Origin of the sequence: Bradyrhizobium yuanmingense, assembly GCF_025200905.1 — a bacterium.
Taxonomy (GTDB): domain Bacteria; phylum Pseudomonadota; class Alphaproteobacteria; order Rhizobiales; family Xanthobacteraceae; genus Bradyrhizobium; species Bradyrhizobium yuanmingense.
The window spans coordinates 2,513,120-2,528,969 of sequence record NZ_CP104173.1; the positions used below are offsets into that span (position 1 = coordinate 2,513,120).

Sequence of the window (15,850 nt, forward strand, 5' to 3'; positions counted from 1 at the left end):
GCGGGAAGAAGAAAACTATTGCCGCGGCTCTATCCGGAGGAAGGAGTTTCCCCTTCCGAGGGCAAAAACGCCAATCGCTTCCATTGCTGTTTGCAGCCGAAACGACGACATTTCCGCCAGAAATTGGTGGATCGGCAGCCATGGAACGCATTGGATTTGAGCCCTTCGGCGAGCAACTGGTGTCCGCAACGGACACACAGCCCAAGTCGCGCGCATCGAAGCTCCTGCTGCGGGCCGGCACTACCCTGTTCTGGTCGCTGGTCGCGGGCATCGTGCTGGCCCGCGCAGCCTTCTTCGAGCCCGGCATCTATGACGGCTTCAGCCGCGTCGCCTCGCTGGCCAAGAACCTGATCTTCTGAGTCCGTTTATTCCGGTCCGAGGACAGAACTTCTCTCGGCCCTGATATGTCGAAAACATATTTCCCAATCGGGTCGCGGTGCGTATAAATCTTTCTCCTTCGGGAGAGATTTGTGTCGCAGAATCAAGCATCCAGCCCGGCCGATGCCAAGCCGGCCACCGCCGTCAGCCGTATTGCGGCGCTGATTCCGGGCATCCTCCTCTGTATCGCGATCGCCGGCGTGTCGGCCCTGCTCGAGCGGGCCGAACTGGGCGTGTTCGAGCATCCCTATGTCGAGGCGCTGGTCATGGCGATCCTGCTCGGCATGGCGGTGCGCAGCTTCTGGAAGCCGGCCCCACGTTGGCAGGCGGGCATCGCCTTCAGCGCCAAGCAACTGCTGGAAGTCGCCGTGATGCTGCTCGGGGCCTCCATCAGCTTTGCCGCGATCGCTGCTTCCGGCATCGCGCTGCTCGCCTCCATTGCCGCGGTTGTCGTGGTCGCGCTCTGCGCCTCCTTCGGGCTCAGCCGGTTGCTCGGCCTGTCGACGCGGCTGTCGATCCTGATCGCCTGCGGCAACTCGATCTGCGGCAATTCCGCGATCGCGGCGGTGGCGCCCATCATCGGCGCCAGCAACGACGAGATCGCGTCCTCGATCTCCTTCACGGCGATCCTTGGCGTGATGATGGTGCTGGGCCTGCCGCTGCTGATCCCGCTGCTGCAATTGTCCGCAACGCAGTACGGCATTCTCGCCGGGCTCACCGTCTACGCAGTGCCGCAGGTGCTCGCCGCGACGGTGCCGGCAGGGCTCGTCTCGACCCAGATCGGCACGCTGGTGAAGCTGATGCGTGTTCTGATGCTCGGCCCGGTCGTGGTCGGCCTGTCGCTGGTCGCCTCGCGCTGGCAGAGCGATGCCAAGAAAACCAGCGTCGGCTTCTTCCGCCTGGTCCCCTGGTTCATCCTCGGCTTCCTTGCGCTTGCGACCCTGCGCTCGCTGGAGATCGTGCCGGTGACAGTGGTTGGCCCCGTGACGACGATCACGGGCTTTCTCACGGTGGTCTCGATGGCCGCCCTCGGCCTCGGCGTCGACGTGCGCGTGCTCGCCAATGTCGGCGGCCGGGTGACAGCCGCCGTGACGCTGTCGCTGATCCTGCTGCTGGGGATCAGCATCGCGCTGGTGCACTGGTTCAAGTGATCAGGGCAAAGCTGCCGTAGGGTGGGCAAAGGTGCGTCCACGATCTCTCTCGTATTGCGACAGGTGGTGGGCACGCTCCGCTTTGCCCACCCTACAAGAGCGTCATCGCAGCGAGGAGGGGCTAAATCAAATCACGTCCGCGAGCGAGTGGCCGTGCAGCTCGATGTTCAGCCCCTGCATGCCCAAGTCGGTGATCTCTCCGCCCATCGCCTTCAGGCTCTCTTCGCGGATCAGCGACATCAGCCCGCGGCGGAGCGCCAAGAATTCCGACGACATCATCATCGATTGCTGCCGCGGCCGCTCCAGCGGGATCGGGATCTCTGCCTTGATCGAGCCCGGCCGCGCGGTCATGCAATAGACGCGGTCGGACAGGAAGATGGCTTCGTCAATGTCGTGGGTGACGAACAGCACCGAGATCTTCAGCCGCTGCCACATATTGGTGAGGATCTGCTGCATGATGACGCGCGTCTGCGCGTCGAGCGCGCCGAAGGGCTCGTCCAGCAACAGCACTTTCGGTCCCGTCGCGAGCGCGCGAACGATGCCGACGCGCTGCTTCATGCCGCCAGAGAGCCTTTCCGGATAATGCTTTTCGAACGCTTCGAGTCCCGCAAGCCCCAGCAGCGTGCGCGCGGCGCGTTCGCGCTGCGAGCGTGGCATGCCGCGCATCTTCAGGCCGAACTCGACGTTCTCCCGCACGGTTTTCCACGGAAACAGAGAATACTGCTGAAACACCATGCCGCGTTCGGCGCTCGGACCGTTTACCCGCTCACCGTCGACGGTAACGACGCCGGTCGTCGGCTTGAGGAAGCCTGCGACCGCATTGAGCAGCGTCGACTTTCCGCAGCCGGACGGGCCGACGATCGACACGAACTCGCCGGGCCGCACATGGATCTGCGTGTCGGTCACGGCCTGCACCGCGCCCTCGATGGTCTCGTAGGCGAGGGAGAAGTTCTTGACTTCGATGTGGCCTTTTGGGCTGTTCACTAGCACCTCGCTCATGTCGACCTCCACGGCATTACCAATTGCCCCGCGCCCCTGATCAGCAAGCTGGACCCGAGGCCGAGCACGCCGATCGCGATCATGCCGAGCGCGATGTCGGCGTACTGGACCAGCGAATAAGCTTCCCAGGTGAAATAGCCGATGCCGTACTGGCCGGAGATCATCTCGGCGGCGATCAGCGACACCCAGGCGACGCCCATGCCGACGGTGAGGCCGGTGAAGATGTGCGGCAGCGAGGCTGGGAAATAGACCTCCCGGAAGATCGAGCGTTCGCGCGCGCCGAGACATTGCGCGGCGCGTACCAGCACGGGGTCGACCAGCGACATGCCGTGCAGGGTGTTGACGAGAATCGGGAAGAACGAACCGAGGAAGGTGATGTAGACGATGCTCTGCTCGTTGGTCGGCCACAGCATGATCGCCATCGGCACCCAGGCGATTGCCGGGATCGGCCGCAGCACTTCGGCGACCGGAAAGATCACCTCATGCACCAGCTTGAAGCGTCCCATGATGAGGCCGAGCGGCACGCCGAGGATCGCCGCGAGCGAGAATCCGATGAAGATGCGCCGGCAGCTGAGCAGGATGTGCATCAGGAATTTAGGATCGTGAATCGCCTTGATGAAGCTGTCATAGACCGCGAGCGGCGAGGGCACGTTGGTGAAGCGCACGAAGAACACGACCCGATAGGTCGTGAGCAGATGCCAGACCAGCAGGAACGCGAGCAGCGAGACGATGCCGATCGCGGTCGCCCGCAGACCCGCCCGATTGAGCCGGTACCAGCGCAAGGCGAGTGTGCCGAAGGAAGGCGGCGTCGTGGGCGGGGTGATGGCGGCGAGCGAGGGGTCCGCCGCTGCAAGTGCTGTTGCCGGCATGCTGTCCTCGGGCTGTCTGACGAGGGCGGGGCTGCTCACGTCTTGCCTCCGCCGACGGCGGCCTTCATCGCTTCATCGAAGCCGAGCACCTTGCCGCTGATCTTGGCAGCGTAGGCTTCGGCGTCCTTCTTCAGCAGGAACGGGGCGACCTCGCTATTGCCGACCGCGAAGAAGGCCTGATCGGCGAACAGCTTGATGCCGCGCGTGGTGTCGAAGACGTAGGCGACGTTGATCTTCTTGCCCTTGGCCTTGTAGTCGGCATAGGCGCCGAGCGTGCAGCTGGCGGACGAGAAGGGCATGATGCCGGCACCGTCGACCCAAACTTCGCCCGCCTTGCGCGGATCGGTGATGGGCTTCTTGCAGAAGCTGTCCTCGCCCGAGATCTCATAGTTGTTGGTGCTCGCGAGCTGGGCGTCGTAGTCGAGCTTCATTTCAGCATAGGCCTTGCGGATGTATTTGTCGTCGACCCATTTTTTCGGATCGAACTCCTTCATGCGGCCGAGATTCTGCAGCACCTTGACGTCGGTCGTGGCCGCATCGATCAGCGCCGGCTTGATAGTCGGATCGGTCGTCATATTGCCGCTGGGCCCTAAGAAGATGTAGACGACCTCCTTGTTGATGCCGGTCCATTCCTGGATCTTCTCGGCGGCCAGCTTGGGATCCGCGCGCAGCCACTGATTGGCGGCGATTAGCGCCTTGAAATAGGCGACGACGACCTCGGGATATTTTTCGGCGAAGTCGGTGCGAACCACGATGCCGTGGAAGGTCGGCAAGTTCGTTTCGACGCCGTCGAAGATCTTCCGCGCGAAGCCGCGGAACGGCAACAGCTCGGCGAAGGGGACGAAATCGGCGTGCCCGTCGATCTTCTTCTCCTGCAGATTGGTCGAGCCGACCTCCGGGCTCTGGCTGACGAGCTGGAAGAAATCGGACGCATAGCCGCGATCCTGCATCGCTTTCAGCACCATGCCGTGCGCGGCGGAGCCGAAAGGCACGCTGACGAGCTTACCCTTGAGATCGGCGAGGTCGTAATAGGGTGAGTCCTTGTGGACGACGAGGCCGTTGCCCGAGCCGGACAGGCTGTAGGCGGCGATGCCGACGAGGCGGCTCTTGCTCTCCGGATTGCTCTCGAAGGTGAATCCGTTCACGATGAGCGGATAGTCGCCCATCATCCCGATCTGCAGCTTGTTCGCCATCATCGCGTTGGTGACGGGCGGACCGGAGGTGAAGTTTTGCCATTCGAGCTCGAACTTGATGTTGGCGTATTTGCCGTCCTTCGGCAGGTACTTCTCGAGCAGTTGCAATTGGCGGATGACGACGCCTGCGGTGACCGTGTTGGTCGTGGTATCCTGCGTTCCGATGCCGAGCTTGACGGTTTCCGCAGAAGCCGGCTGCGCGACGAGCAGCGCCAGCGACGTCACCGACATCGCGATCGAGAGCGTGGGAAGATGGCGGACCATTCTCATCCTCATTCGGTTGGATGTGCTGTGGGTGCCATGATTGGGGGAGGGCGCAAGCAGGGCAAATCCGGAGTGGCCGCCGCAGTCGATTAGTTGCCGGGAAAAGCTGATTGCATACTCCTTGGGCAGTCCTGCACTATAAAGCCGCTTGCCTGTGCATCGGCCATGGTCGCGGGCCCCCTTCAATCCGTCGCCTGGCCGCGCATCTCCTCGAGAATGTCGGTCCGGCAGACCACGATCTGCGACCGTTTGGTCAGCACGATTCCCTTCTCCTGCATCCGCTTCAGGCTGATCGTGACCCATTGCCTGGTGGCGCCGACCATGTGGGCGATGTCGGCGTGGGTGAAGGCCGCGGCGATCACCGTGCCGTCGGCATCCTCGACGCCGTAGAGCTCGACGAGATGCAGCAAGAGATGGGCGAGACGCTGCGTGATCGAGCGCGTCCCCAGCATCTGGGCCAGCGCCGAATAGCATTTGCCCTTGAACGTCAGGCCTTCGATCAGGCCAATCGCGAGGTTCGGGATCTCTGTAGCAAGGGACCGCAGTTCCTTTCCGGGCAGGTGCACGACGCTGCAATTACTGGAGGCAACGCCGGACCATTGATGCACGGTGCCTTCGAACACTTCGGGGCCGCCGACGAAATTGCCAACATGCCAATAGGCCAGCGTGATTTCGCGTCCGAGTGGCGAGGTGTAGAATACACGGATGCGGCCGCTCTCGATCAGCCAGATGCCGTCATGCTTGCCGCCCTGGCTGAACAGCGTTTGGCCGCGATTGAGCACCTTGCGGCGGCCCTGCTTCAGCACCAACTCCCGCTCGCGCGGTGAGAGCTTGTCCATCAACGGGGGTGGACCGCCGATCCATTGCTGGTTCTCGGTGAGCAGCAGCGAGGAACTGCTGGCAGGCCTGACTGCTGGGGGAACAGCCCCGCGAACCGCATTCGCTGCCTGCAACATCGCCTGCCTCCCGAACGTTTCAAATCGTTCTAAAGAGGAGCAATGTCCGTGCCAGATGGGGGCAGACGCCTCGCGCGGGGAAATGACACCGAATACCGGGTCACCGCCCCGCCAAGTTCAGCAGATACGGCTTCGGATAAATCCCCCGGTTGTGCCCATCCGAAAACGAAATGTTCAGCCCATAGCCGAGATCGCCGATGTCGGTAATCGCAATCCCCGGAAACGCTTTGGGGAAGCGGCCGTCGAAGCGGGCGCGGGTGCAATGGGCGCATTTGCAGGAGAGGCGGAGTGTTTCGGCAGAAACGCTGAGCGCGTCGTCCTGCGCGGTGCGGACCAGGAGCGAAGCGAGATCGGCGCTGGCTTCGTAGTCGGCCACGGTCGGTGCCACCAATGTCATTGTCATGACGAACCTCTGACTTCGTTCTACGTCGAGGCGGGAACGCACGAATAGCAACTAATTGCCGGTGCGGGTGGGATCGCGAGCCTGCTCTTCGAGCAACCCACGCGAAATGTGAAACTAATCGACCGGGAACTTCACTTCCGAATTGCCGGACTCTCCTCTCTCCGAAACCTTGCGCGTCATCGATGACCAAGGAGAGACGATGAGTGCATTTCAGAAGGAAACGGTTCTGTCGGTCAGGCACTGGACCGAGTCCCTGTTCAGCTTCACCGCGACGCGCGATCCCGGCTTCCGCTTCCAGAACGGCCAGTTCGCAATGATTGGTCTGGAGGTCGAGGGCAAGCCGTTGATGCGCGCCTACAGCATGGCCAGCGCCAATCACGAGGAGGCGCTCGAATTCTTCTCGATCAAGGTGCAGGACGGCCCGCTGACCTCGCGCCTTCAGAAGATCAGGGAAGGTGACATCATCCTGGTCGGGCGCAAGGCGACGGGCACGCTGATCACCGGCAACCTCATTCCGGGAAAACGCCTGCTGCTGCTTTCAACCGGAACGGGCCTGGCGCCCTTCGCCAGCCTGATCAAGGACCCCGACGTCTATGAGAATTACGAGACCATCGTGCTCGCCCATGGCTGCCGCCAGGTCTCGGAACTCGCCTATGGCGAGCACCTCGTCGAGGACCTGCGCAATCACGAATTCTTCGGCCCCTTGATCCGCGACAAGCTCGTCTACTACCCGACCGTCACCCGCGAGCCGTTCCGGAATCGCGGCCGCATCACCGACCTGATCGCCTCGAACCAGCTCTTCGAGGATATCGGACAAGCGAGCCTCGACATCGAAACTGACCGCATCATGCTGTGCGGCAGCCCGGCGATGCTCGAGGAACTCCACGCGATGTTCGCGGCGCGCGGCTTTGTCGAGGGCAACCATAGCCAGCCCGGCCATTTCGTCATCGAAAAAGCCTTCGTCGAGCGCTGAGCTACAAATCGCGTCCCAGCGACAACTAATTGCTATCGCGGCGACGCCCCCTGAACAAATCTGACGCAAAGGCGCCGGGATCGGCGAACCAGGAGCAAGCGATGGCACTAGATCAGATCGTCGACGGACTTTCGGAAGTTTCCTGCGATGTGCTGGTGATCGGCGGCGGCACAGCCGGCCCGATGGCGGCACTGAAGGCGAAGCTGAAGAACCCGAAGGCCAATGTCGTCCTGCTCGAGAAGGCGAACGTCAAGCGCTCCGGCGCGATCTCGATGGGTATGGATGGGCTCAACAACGCCGTCATCCCCGGTTACGCGACGCCGGAGCAGTACACCAAGGAAATCACCATCGCCAATGACGGCATCGTCGATCAGAAGGCGGTCTACAAATACGCCCAGAACTGCTACAAGATCATCGAGGAACTGGACAGCTTCGGCATTCGCTTCCTGAAGAACGAGAACGGCGACTACGCCGTCAAGAAGGTGCACCACATCGGCACCTATGTGCTGCCAATGCCGAACGGCGAGACCGTGAAGAAGGCGCTCTACCGCCAGCTCCGCCGCGCCCGCATCCTGATCTCCAACCGCTACATGGCGACGCGTCTGCTCAAGTCCTCCGACGGTCGCATCGCCGGTGCCATCAGCGTCAATACGCGCACCGCCGAGATGCTCGTGATCAAGGCCAAGGCCGTGATCCTGTGCATGGGCGCCGCCGGCCGGCTAGGTCTGCCGACCTCCGGCTACATGTTCGGCACCTATGAGAACGCCGCCAATTCCGGCGACGGCTACGCCATGGCGTATCACGCCGGCGCCGCGCTTGCGAACCTCGAATGCTTCCAGATCAACCCGCTGATCAAGGACTATAACGGCCCGGCTTGCGCCTATGTCGCCGGCCCGTTCGGCGCATATACGGCAAACAACGAAGGCTCGCGCTTCATCGAATGCGACTACTGGTCCGGCCAGATGATGCTGGAGTTCTACAACGAGCTCCTCTCCGGCAAGGGTCCGGTGTTCCTCCAGCTCAAGCATCTCCACCCCGACACCATTTCCGAGATCGAATCCACGCTGCACAAGGTCGAGCGTCCGACGCGCGGCCTGTTCCAGCAGGGGCGCGGGGTCGACTACCGCAGTGAGTCCATCGAGATGCATATCTCCGAGATCGGCTTCTGCTCCGGCCACAGCGCGTCAGGCGTGTTCGTCGACGACAATGCCCGCACCACCGTACCCGGCCTCTACGCCGCCGGCGACATGGCGAGCGTCCCGCACAATTACATGCTCGGCGCCTTCACCAACGGCTCGGTCGCAGGCATCGACGCGATGGAGTTCGCCGACAACCATGATTTCGCGGAATTCGACGCGGCCGACGTCGCCATGGAACGCGAGCGCGTGATGGCGCCGACCAAGCGCGAGGACGGCATTCCGCCGAACCAGATTGAGTACAAGACCCGCCGTCTGGTCAACGACTATCTCCAGCCGCCGAAGGTCACGCGCAAATATGAGCTCGGCGTGCGGCGGCTCGCCGAAGCGCGTGAGGATATGCAGGAGCGCATGATCGCGCGCAACGCGCACGAATTGCTGCGCGCGCTCGAAGTGCAGTCGATCATGGACTGTGCCGATATGGCCGCACACGCCTCGCTCTACCGCGAAGAGAGCCGCTGGGGTCTCTATCACTGGCGGACGGATTTCCCGGAGAAGGACAACGAGAACTGGTTCTGCCACACGCTGCTGTCCAAGCAGGACGGCAGGATGACCAGCGAGAAGCGCGCAGTCGAGCCCTATGTCGTGCCGATCGCGGACGACGAGAAGGACCTCTACGACAAGCAGCGCATTCGCGCCTCGGCCTGATCCACCAGAACATAGCCAACAGGAGACATCACATGCCTCTCGCGTCCTATCAGACATCGGTTCCGGTGGTGGTCGACGACGCCAAATGCATCGCGGACAAGGGCTGCACGGTGTGCGTCGATGTCTGCCCGCTCGACGTGCTGCGCATCAGCGACATGACCAACAAGGCCTACATGGCCTATGACGAGTGCTGGTATTGCATGCCCTGCGAAGCGGATTGTCCGACCGGCGCCGTCACCGTCAACATTCCCTATCTGTTGAGGTGATCATGTCGAGCCCGTTCGAATCCTATGACGATCTCGAGGACGCCGACGAGCGGCTGCAGGCGGCCGATCCCGCCGAACGCCGCGTCGCCATCATTGCACTCGGTCATTCCGGCGATCCCGCCGCGGTCGCACATCTTGCCAAAATGGTCACCGATCCCGATGCCGGTGTGCGCCAGCAGGTCGCGATGGCGCTCGGCGAGTTCGACGGACCGGAGGCAGCAAGCGCGCTGGTGAAGCTGCTCGTCGATCCCGAGAGGATCGTCGCGGCGGCTGCGGCCGACAGCATGGCTGAATTCAAGGATCCCGCCTGCGCCGACGCGATCCTGCCGCTGGTCAGGCATACCCACGCTTTCGTCCGCATGGGCGCTCTGCGCGCGCTGAAGGAACTGCGCCGCAGGGATACACTCAAGCCCGCGCTGGAAGCGCTCCAGGACCCTGACGCCGCCGTCCGTGTGCAGGCGATCGGCGTGATCGGCTTTCTCAAGCTGGAAGAATCCATTCCGGCGCTAACCGCGCTGATCAACGATCCCGATGCCCATGTGCGCCGCGCCGCCGTGAGCGCATTGGCCTTTTCGCAGATGAAGCCGGCGGCGGAGACCATCACCCGCGCGCTGAAGGATGCCGACTGGATGGTCCGCGAGATGGCAGCGGAGACGCTGGGCCTCAACGTGAATGGTGCAATCGCGGCTGATCAGCTCGTCGCTTGCCTCGCGGATGAGTTCTGGCAGGTGCGGCTGAAGGCGATCCGCAGCCTTGGCAAGATGAAGATCGAACGCGCGGTGCGGCCGATCGGCAATTGCGTCAATCACGACCAGGCGAATTTGCGCAAAGAGGCCGCCGCCGCGCTAGGTGAGATCGGCCACCCTGACGGCGAGGCATTCCTGGCCGTGATCGCCGACGATCCTGATCCTGATGTCCGCAAGAATGCGCGCTGGGCACTGCACCAGATTGCAGCGCGAAAGGCGCGGGCAGGGGCATAATTGCACGGCGCGTCGCCGCTCTGGACTTCCAGCGCCAGACGTTTATTGGTCTTCGCTCACGGGAACGGCCGCTGCGAATGCGGCCATTCCTTAGAACAGCGAGGACGCGGCCATGACGACATTGACTGTAAAGGACCTTCTCCCCGAGGACGGCACGAAGGGGACGCTGGTCGGCCGCGTCTGGCTGCCGCAGGTCAACGGTCCGGCCGTCGCCGCCATGCGCGGTGACGGTGTGTATGACGTCACAGCAAAATTTCCGACCATCAGTGCGCTCTGCGAGACGGACGATCCCGCCAAGGCGCTTGCCGCCACCAAGGGCGAGCGCATCGGTGATCTCGAGGCGATCGTCGCCAACACCCCGCCGGACGGGCGCGATCCCCAAAAGCCCTGGCTGCTCGCGCCCGTCGATCTCCAGACGCTGAAAGCCGCCGGGGTCACCTTTGCGATCTCGATGCTCGAACGTGTCATCGAAGAGCGCGCCAAGGGCAATCCGGCCTCGGCCGAAGCGATCCGGAAAGAAGTGACGCGCCTGATCGGCGACGATCTGTCAAAGCTCAAGCCGGGCTCGGATCAGGCGATGCACCTGAAGCAAGTGCTGATCGATCAGAATGCCTGGAGCCAATATCTTGAGGTCGGCATCGGTCCGGATGCCGAGGTTTTCACCAAGGCGCCCACCTTGTCGTCGGTCGGCACCGGCATGGATGCCGGCCTGCACCCGAAATCGACCTGGAACAATCCCGAGCCCGAGCTCGTGCTGTTCGTGTCGAGCCGCGGCAAGATCGTCGGGGGCGCGCTCGGCAACGACGTGAACCTGCGCGACTTCGAGGGCCGCTCGGCGCTGCTGTTGTCGAAGGCCAAGGACAACAACGCGTCCTGCTCGATCGGCCCGCTGCTGCGCCTGTTCGACGACACCTTCACGCTCGACGACGCGCGCAGGCTGGACATCAGCCTGAATGTCACGGGCGCGGACGGCTTCGTTCTCGACGGCCATTCCTCGATCAGCAAGATCAGCCGCGATCCGACCGATCTCGTCGCGCAGACCATCGGCAAGGTGCATCAATATCCTGACGGCTTCGTGCTGTTCCTCGGCACCATGTTCGCACCCGTGAAGGATCGCGATGCGCCGGGGCAGGGATTCACCCACAAGCGCGACGACATTGTCACTATCGCAGCGCCTCAGCTCGGCAAGCTCGTCAACCGCATGCGCACCAGCGACGAGTGCGAGCCCTGGACGTTCGGCATCGGCGCACTGATGAAGAACCTGGCGCAGCGGAAGCTGATCTAGCGCTGCTGCCCTTCGCCTCCCGCAAGCGGGGGCGCACCTTCGCCCCGCTGACAGCTGAGGCTCCATCGCGCCGCCTAATTTTTTCATCCCTCCGTTGCATGAAGGGAGCAAAATCGCGCTGAACGTGTCATAACTCAGCTCGCTCCACCTCGGCTGCGTTTGCTCCAAATAGTCAAATAATATGACTAGTCGGAACTCAACTTCCGTGAAATAGTGCCCGCCGCTGGCGCGAAGGCCGGCCTGTGGGTGCCATGCTACCAATCGGCGCCCCCGGATAAAACATCTTGGGAGACGCGCCTGATGCCCCCTAAAGCTCTCTGTGCGGCCAGCGCCATGGCCGCCTTGTTGCTCGCGACGCCGGCCAGCGCCCAGCTCACGATCGGCTTCTCGCAGATTGGATCGGAATCCGGCTGGCGCGCGGCCGAAACGTCCGTCTCAGCATGAAGTCGACCTCCTGCACCGCGCCAAAGCTCTTGCTGATCCCCCGCACCTCGGGCGTGCTTCTATTCGCCTTCATCGCCCTGCTGCAGGGGCTGGTCGCGCTTGCGCGCCGGCCGGCGGCGAAGCATGCGGGAGCGGCGTCATGACCTCGCGGATCGTCGTCATCCCGACCCGGCGGGCCCATTCCAACCATGCGGAGGTGGCGCGTTCGATCGGCGTCGACATCATCGCCGGCCGCTATGCGGAAGGCACGCGCCTGCCGGGGGATGCCGAGATGATCGCAATGTTCGGCGTGTCGCGGCCGGTGCTGCGCGAGAGCGTCAAGACGCTGGTCGCCAAGAGCCTGCTCACCACCAAGGCGCGGGTCGGCACCGTCGTGCGCGAGCGAGGTGCCTGGAACATGTTCGACGCAGACGTGCTGGCCTGGCACCTCGATGCCGGCATCGACAAGCGCTTCCTTGACGACCTCGCCGAGATCCGTCTCGCCGTGGAGCCGCGCGCGGCGATGCTGGCGGCAACACAGCGATCCGAGCAAGACATCAGCGAGCTGCGCCGCAGCATGGATCGGATGCGGCATGAAGCGTCCGACTCGGTCGGTTTTGCAGATGCAGATCTCGCGCTTCATGTTGCCGTGGCGCGTGCCTCGGGCAATCTGTTCATGCGCTCGATTGGGCATGTCATTGAAGCAGCGCTGCGCGCCTCTTTCCTGCTCAGCGCTCCGGTCGAGCCGGAGGATCGCGATACCGTGCTGCTCTGGCATCAGAAGATCGTCGATGCCATCGTCGCGGGCGATGCCCATGCCGCATCCGAGGCCATGGTCTATGTCATTCACAACGGCATGCGCCGCCATGACAGTACGGCGATCGAAACCGCCCCGGCCGAGCCGCCACCGTCGGCCGACACTGGAGAACAAGCGTGACAGACCTTCGCATCGCCATCGTCGGCTTCGGCAAGATCGCGCGGGACCAGCATGTGGCGGCGATCGCCGCCACACCGGGCGCAACGCTTGCCGCCGTGGCGAGCCGCAACGCCTCGCTGCAGGGGGTGCCGCATTTTGCGACCATCGAGGAATTGCTTCAGAAGGGGCCGCCGATCGACGCGGTCTCGCTCTGCACGCCGCCGCAGGTGCGACGGGCCCAGGCCGCGGCGGCGCTCGCCGCCGGCAAGCACGTCATGCTGGAGAAGCCGCCGGGCAACGGCGTTGCCGAGCTTGATCCGTTGATCGCGATGGCGGCGGGTGCGAAGCGGACATTGTTTGCGACCTGGCATTCGCGCTATGCGCCGACGGTGGAGCCGGCCCGGCAATGGCTCACTGATCGGCACATCAAATCCGTTCACATCAGCTGGAAGGAAGACGTGCGTGTCTGGCATCCCGGGCAGGGCTGGATCTGGGAGCCCGGCGGCCTCGGCGTGTTCGATCCGGGCATCAATGCGCTGTCGATCCTGACCAGGATTCTGCCGAAGCCCGTGTTCGTCACCGCGGCCGAGCTGGCCTTTCCAGCCAATTGCCAGGCGCCGATCGCGGCGAACGTGAACCTGACGGATATCAGCGGGCTGCCCGTGACCGCCGAGTTCGACTTCCGCCAGACCGGGCCGCAGAGCTGGGATATCCTCGTCGAAACCGATCAGGGCCGGCTGACGCTGTCCAGCGGTGGCGCGCGCATGGCCGTCGACGGCAAGGTGCTTGCCGAAGGGCCCGATGAGGAATATCGCGGGCTCTACCGACGCTTCGTCGCGCTCGCAGCAACCGGCGCAAGTGACGTCGATCTGACGCCGCTCCGTCTCGTCGCCGACGCCTTCCTGCTCGGCAAGCGCACGATCGTCGAACCGTTTGTGGATTGAGCATGGCCGCATCAACAATCACAAGAGACGTGTTCGGGACGCTGCCCGACGGCCGCGAGGTCGAGCGCGTCGTGCTGCGCGGGGAGGGCGGCTTCGAGGCGCGCATCATCAGCTACGGCGCGGTGCTGCAGGCGTTGATCGCGCCGGATGCCAACGGCGGATATGACGACGTCGTGCTTGGCCATGATGCCTTCGCCGGCTATCTCGCCGAACGGAAGTTTCTGGGCGCCACCGTCGGCCGCTATGCCAACCGCATCGCCAAGGGACAGTTTTCGCTTCAAGGCGAGACGGTGCAGCTAGCGGTCAACAACGGTCCGAATGCGTTGCACGGCGGGCTCGAGGGTTTTGATCGCAAGCTCTGGGAGATCGCGGAGATCGACGAAGGCGCCGAGCCCGCGGTGACGCTCACCTATGTCAGCCCGCATGGCGAGGAGAGTTATCCCGGTAGGCTCGACGTTCGCGTGACCTATCGCATCACCGGGCCGACCGAGCTGTCGCTGCTGATGGAAGCGCGGACCGACCGGCCGACCGTCGTCAATTTGACCAACCACAGCTTCTTCAATCTCGAGGGTGCGACGTCAGAGACGTCCATTCTCGACCACCGCCTGATGGTCGCCGCCGAGCAGTTCCTCGCCATCGATCCCACCGCCATTCCGCTGCCGGAGCCGCCGCGCAGCGTGGCCGGCACGCCGTTCGATTTCCGCAAACCGTGGCCGGTGGGTGAGCGCATCCGCGAAGGTGACCCGCAATTGCGCAACGGCAGGGGCTACGACCACACCTACTGCCTCGGGCGCGACGGCAAGCTTGCGCTCGCGGCGCGGCTGGAGGCGCCGCGCTCCGGGCGCATCATGGAGCTGTTCACCGATCAGCCCGGACTTCAGGTCTATTCGGGCAATTATCTCGACGGTACGATGTCCGGCAAGGGCGGCAAGCTGATCCGGCAATCGGACGCCATGTGCCTGGAGCCGCACATCTGGCCCGACGCGCCGAACCGGCCGGATTTCCCGAGCCCGCGCCTCGATCCCGGCGCGGTCTATCGCCATCACACGGTCTATCGCTTTTCAGTGAGGTCGCCATGATGGATCAGGTGCCGACGACTGTCCTCTCGGATCATCCTTGCCATCTCGGCGAAGGTCCGACCTATGACGTGACCACGGATACGGCGTGGTGGTTCGACATTCGCGAAGGCAAGCTGTTCGAGGCGCAACTCGGCACCGGCACTGTCCGCAGCCACGCGCTCGGGCGGATGGCGAGCGCGCTGGGGCGTATCGACGCCGAGCGGCAGCTGATCGTCGCCGAAGACGGCCTCTACATTCGCAAGGTCGCTGATGGTTCGATGACGCTGTTCTGTCCGCTCGAAGCGGACAATCCGATGACGCGCTCAAACGATTGCCGCGTGCATCAATCGGGTACGTTCTGGATCGGCACTATGGGCAAGAAAGCCGAGCCGAAGGCGGGCGCGATCTACGCGCTTCATCGCGGCAAGATCTCGACGCTGTTTCCCGGCATCAGCATTCCCAATTCGATCTGCTTCTCGCCCGACGGCGCCACCGGCTACTTCACCGACACGCCGCGTGCGGTGCTCTATGCCGTGCCGCTCAACCCCGCGACCGGCCTGCCGCGCGGCGAGCCGGAGGTGCTGTTGCGCCACAGCGGCATCGGCGGTCTCGACGGTTCGGTATGCGACGCCGACGGGCAGATCTGGAATGCGTGCTGGGGCGCGAGCCGGATCGACGTCTACTCGCCGCAAGGCGAGCGCCTGCGTTCGCTTAGCGTGCCGGCGAAGCAGGCGAGCTGCCCCGCCTTCGTCGGCCCCGACCTGTCGCGCCTGCTCGTCACGTCGGCCTGGCAGGATATGGACACCGCGGCACGCGCTGCCGATCCGCAAGCCGGCTGCACCTTTCTGCTCGAAGCAGCCGCGCGCGGACGCGCGGAACCCGACGTCAAGCTCGCATAGGAGGCCCAAGCCGTACACGACCGTCGTTCTCGACACCACGAAGAAAGTC

Annotated in this window: 17 protein-coding genes and 1 pseudogene; 13 read left to right on the forward strand and 5 right to left on the reverse strand. The window is 63.7% G+C overall.

Annotated features, from left to right (window positions below):
• Positions 1-140 precede the first annotated feature (140 nt).
• On the forward strand, positions 141-359 hold the full coding sequence (locus tag N2605_RS11685; protein ID WP_260346600.1) for a hypothetical protein: 219 nt from the start codon (positions 141-143) through the stop codon (positions 357-359).
• A 111-nt stretch (positions 360-470) separates the two neighbouring features.
• The gene (locus tag N2605_RS11690) at positions 471-1,529 is read left to right on the forward strand and encodes a YeiH family protein (RefSeq protein ID WP_260346601.1); all 1,059 of its coding nucleotides are present in this window, start codon (positions 471-473) and stop codon (positions 1,527-1,529) included.
• A 126-nt stretch (positions 1,530-1,655) separates the two neighbouring features.
• Here N2605_RS11690 and N2605_RS11695 read toward each other — a convergent pair whose 3' ends face one another.
• From N2605_RS11695 to N2605_RS11715, 5 genes are all read right to left on the reverse strand, one after another.
• Positions 1,656-2,528, reverse strand: a complete 873-nt coding sequence (locus N2605_RS11695) for an ABC transporter ATP-binding protein (RefSeq protein WP_260346602.1) — start codon at positions 2,526-2,528, stop codon at positions 1,656-1,658.
• The gene (locus N2605_RS11700; protein WP_260346603.1) at positions 2,525-3,436 is read right to left on the reverse strand and encodes an ABC transporter permease; all 912 of its coding nucleotides are present in this window, start codon (positions 3,434-3,436) and stop codon (positions 2,525-2,527) included. Before N2605_RS11700 ends, N2605_RS11695 begins: the two co-directional genes overlap by 4 nt.
• Positions 3,433-4,854, reverse strand: coding sequence for an ABC transporter substrate-binding protein (locus N2605_RS11705; protein WP_036023356.1), 1,422 nt, complete (start codon positions 4,852-4,854; stop codon positions 3,433-3,435). The genes N2605_RS11700 and N2605_RS11705 overlap by 4 nt, the downstream gene beginning before the upstream one ends.
• Before the next feature lie 182 nt (positions 4,855-5,036).
• Positions 5,037-5,810: a Crp/Fnr family transcriptional regulator gene (locus tag N2605_RS11710; RefSeq protein ID WP_260346604.1), complete on the reverse strand. Its 774-nt coding sequence runs from the start codon at positions 5,808-5,810 to the stop codon at positions 5,037-5,039.
• A gap of 100 nt (positions 5,811-5,910) precedes the next feature.
• On the reverse strand, positions 5,911-6,207 hold the full coding sequence (locus N2605_RS11715) for a gamma-butyrobetaine hydroxylase-like domain-containing protein (RefSeq protein WP_036005572.1): 297 nt from the start codon (positions 6,205-6,207) through the stop codon (positions 5,911-5,913).
• 205 nt (positions 6,208-6,412) lie between these two features.
• Between N2605_RS11715 and N2605_RS11720 the strand changes: the two genes are divergently transcribed.
• The 11 genes and pseudogenes from N2605_RS11720 to N2605_RS11770 all read left to right on the forward strand — a co-directional run bounded on the left by N2605_RS11720 (position 6,413) and on the right by N2605_RS11770 (position 15,801).
• Complete coding sequence (locus tag N2605_RS11720; RefSeq protein ID WP_036005636.1) at positions 6,413-7,186, forward strand: ferredoxin--NADP reductase; 774 nt, start codon at positions 6,413-6,415, stop codon at positions 7,184-7,186.
• 101 nt (positions 7,187-7,287) lie between these two features.
• Entirely contained in the window at positions 7,288-9,030 is a 1,743-nt protein-coding gene (locus tag N2605_RS11725) for a fumarate reductase/succinate dehydrogenase flavoprotein subunit (RefSeq protein WP_036005569.1), read from the forward strand.
• A 32-nt stretch (positions 9,031-9,062) separates the two neighbouring features.
• Positions 9,063-9,296 carry a 4Fe-4S dicluster domain-containing protein gene (locus N2605_RS11730; RefSeq protein ID WP_007593252.1) on the forward strand — a complete coding sequence of 78 codons (234 nt, stop codon included), beginning with the start codon at positions 9,063-9,065 and terminating at the stop codon, positions 9,294-9,296.
• Between the two features lie 2 nt (positions 9,297-9,298).
• On the forward strand, positions 9,299-10,276 hold the full coding sequence (locus N2605_RS11735) for a HEAT repeat domain-containing protein (protein ID WP_036005565.1): 978 nt from the start codon (positions 9,299-9,301) through the stop codon (positions 10,274-10,276).
• A 112-nt stretch (positions 10,277-10,388) separates the two neighbouring features.
• Positions 10,389-11,561, forward strand: a complete 1,173-nt coding sequence (locus N2605_RS11740) for a fumarylacetoacetate hydrolase family protein (protein WP_109144324.1) — start codon at positions 10,389-10,391, stop codon at positions 11,559-11,561.
• Between the two features lie 333 nt (positions 11,562-11,894).
• Positions 11,895-11,999 (forward strand): annotated as a pseudogene (locus tag N2605_RS11745) (sugar ABC transporter substrate-binding protein); the annotation flags it as partial.
• 2 nt (positions 12,000-12,001) lie between these two features.
• The gene (locus N2605_RS11750) at positions 12,002-12,148 is read left to right on the forward strand and encodes a hypothetical protein (protein ID WP_157784002.1); all 147 of its coding nucleotides are present in this window, start codon (positions 12,002-12,004) and stop codon (positions 12,146-12,148) included.
• Positions 12,145-12,921 (forward strand): FadR/GntR family transcriptional regulator, encoded by a 777-nt coding sequence (locus tag N2605_RS11755; RefSeq protein WP_260346605.1) that lies wholly within the window; start codon positions 12,145-12,147, stop codon positions 12,919-12,921. The genes N2605_RS11750 and N2605_RS11755 overlap by 4 nt, the downstream gene beginning before the upstream one ends.
• The gene (locus N2605_RS11760) at positions 12,918-13,844 is read left to right on the forward strand and encodes a Gfo/Idh/MocA family protein (protein ID WP_260346606.1); all 927 of its coding nucleotides are present in this window, start codon (positions 12,918-12,920) and stop codon (positions 13,842-13,844) included. Before N2605_RS11755 ends, N2605_RS11760 begins: the two co-directional genes overlap by 4 nt.
• Positions 13,845-13,846: 2 nt before the next feature.
• Positions 13,847-14,923 (forward strand): aldose epimerase family protein, encoded by a 1,077-nt coding sequence (locus N2605_RS11765; protein WP_036005553.1) that lies wholly within the window; start codon positions 13,847-13,849, stop codon positions 14,921-14,923.
• Positions 14,923-15,801, forward strand: a complete 879-nt coding sequence (locus N2605_RS11770; protein ID WP_260347440.1) for an SMP-30/gluconolactonase/LRE family protein — start codon at positions 14,923-14,925, stop codon at positions 15,799-15,801. The genes N2605_RS11765 and N2605_RS11770 overlap by 1 nt, the downstream gene beginning before the upstream one ends.
• Positions 15,802-15,850: the final 49 nt, after the last annotated feature.

Excerpts from the sequence above, each read along its gene's own strand:
- N2605_RS11725 (WP_036005569.1), top strand. The coding sequence starts at position 7,288 with ATGGCACTAGATCAGATCGTCGACGGACTTTCGGAAGTTTCCTGCGAT.
- N2605_RS11720 (WP_036005636.1), top strand. The coding sequence starts at position 6,413 with ATGAGTGCATTTCAGAAGGAAACGGTTCTGTCGGTCAGGCACTGGACC.
- N2605_RS11705 (WP_036023356.1), bottom strand. The coding sequence starts at position 4,854 with ATGGTCCGCCATCTTCCCACGCTCTCGATCGCGATGTCGGTGACGTCG.
- N2605_RS11715 (WP_036005572.1), bottom strand. The coding sequence starts at position 6,207 with ATGACATTGGTGGCACCGACCGTGGCCGACTACGAAGCCAGCGCCGAT.
- N2605_RS11695 (WP_260346602.1), bottom strand. The coding sequence starts at position 2,528 with ATGAGCGAGGTGCTAGTGAACAGCCCAAAAGGCCACATCGAAGTCAAG.
- N2605_RS11770 (WP_260347440.1), top strand. The coding sequence starts at position 14,923 with ATGGATCAGGTGCCGACGACTGTCCTCTCGGATCATCCTTGCCATCTC.
- N2605_RS11730 (WP_007593252.1), top strand. The coding sequence starts at position 9,063 with ATGCCTCTCGCGTCCTATCAGACATCGGTTCCGGTGGTGGTCGACGAC.
- N2605_RS11735 (WP_036005565.1), top strand. The coding sequence starts at position 9,299 with ATGTCGAGCCCGTTCGAATCCTATGACGATCTCGAGGACGCCGACGAG.
- N2605_RS11765 (WP_036005553.1), top strand. The coding sequence starts at position 13,847 with ATGGCCGCATCAACAATCACAAGAGACGTGTTCGGGACGCTGCCCGAC.
- N2605_RS11750 (WP_157784002.1), top strand. The coding sequence starts at position 12,002 with ATGAAGTCGACCTCCTGCACCGCGCCAAAGCTCTTGCTGATCCCCCGC.
- N2605_RS11740 (WP_109144324.1), top strand. The coding sequence starts at position 10,389 with ATGACGACATTGACTGTAAAGGACCTTCTCCCCGAGGACGGCACGAAG.
- N2605_RS11710 (WP_260346604.1), bottom strand. The coding sequence starts at position 5,810 with ATGTTGCAGGCAGCGAATGCGGTTCGCGGGGCTGTTCCCCCAGCAGTC.
- N2605_RS11685 (WP_260346600.1), top strand. The coding sequence starts at position 141 with ATGGAACGCATTGGATTTGAGCCCTTCGGCGAGCAACTGGTGTCCGCA.
- N2605_RS11755 (WP_260346605.1), top strand. The coding sequence starts at position 12,145 with ATGACCTCGCGGATCGTCGTCATCCCGACCCGGCGGGCCCATTCCAAC.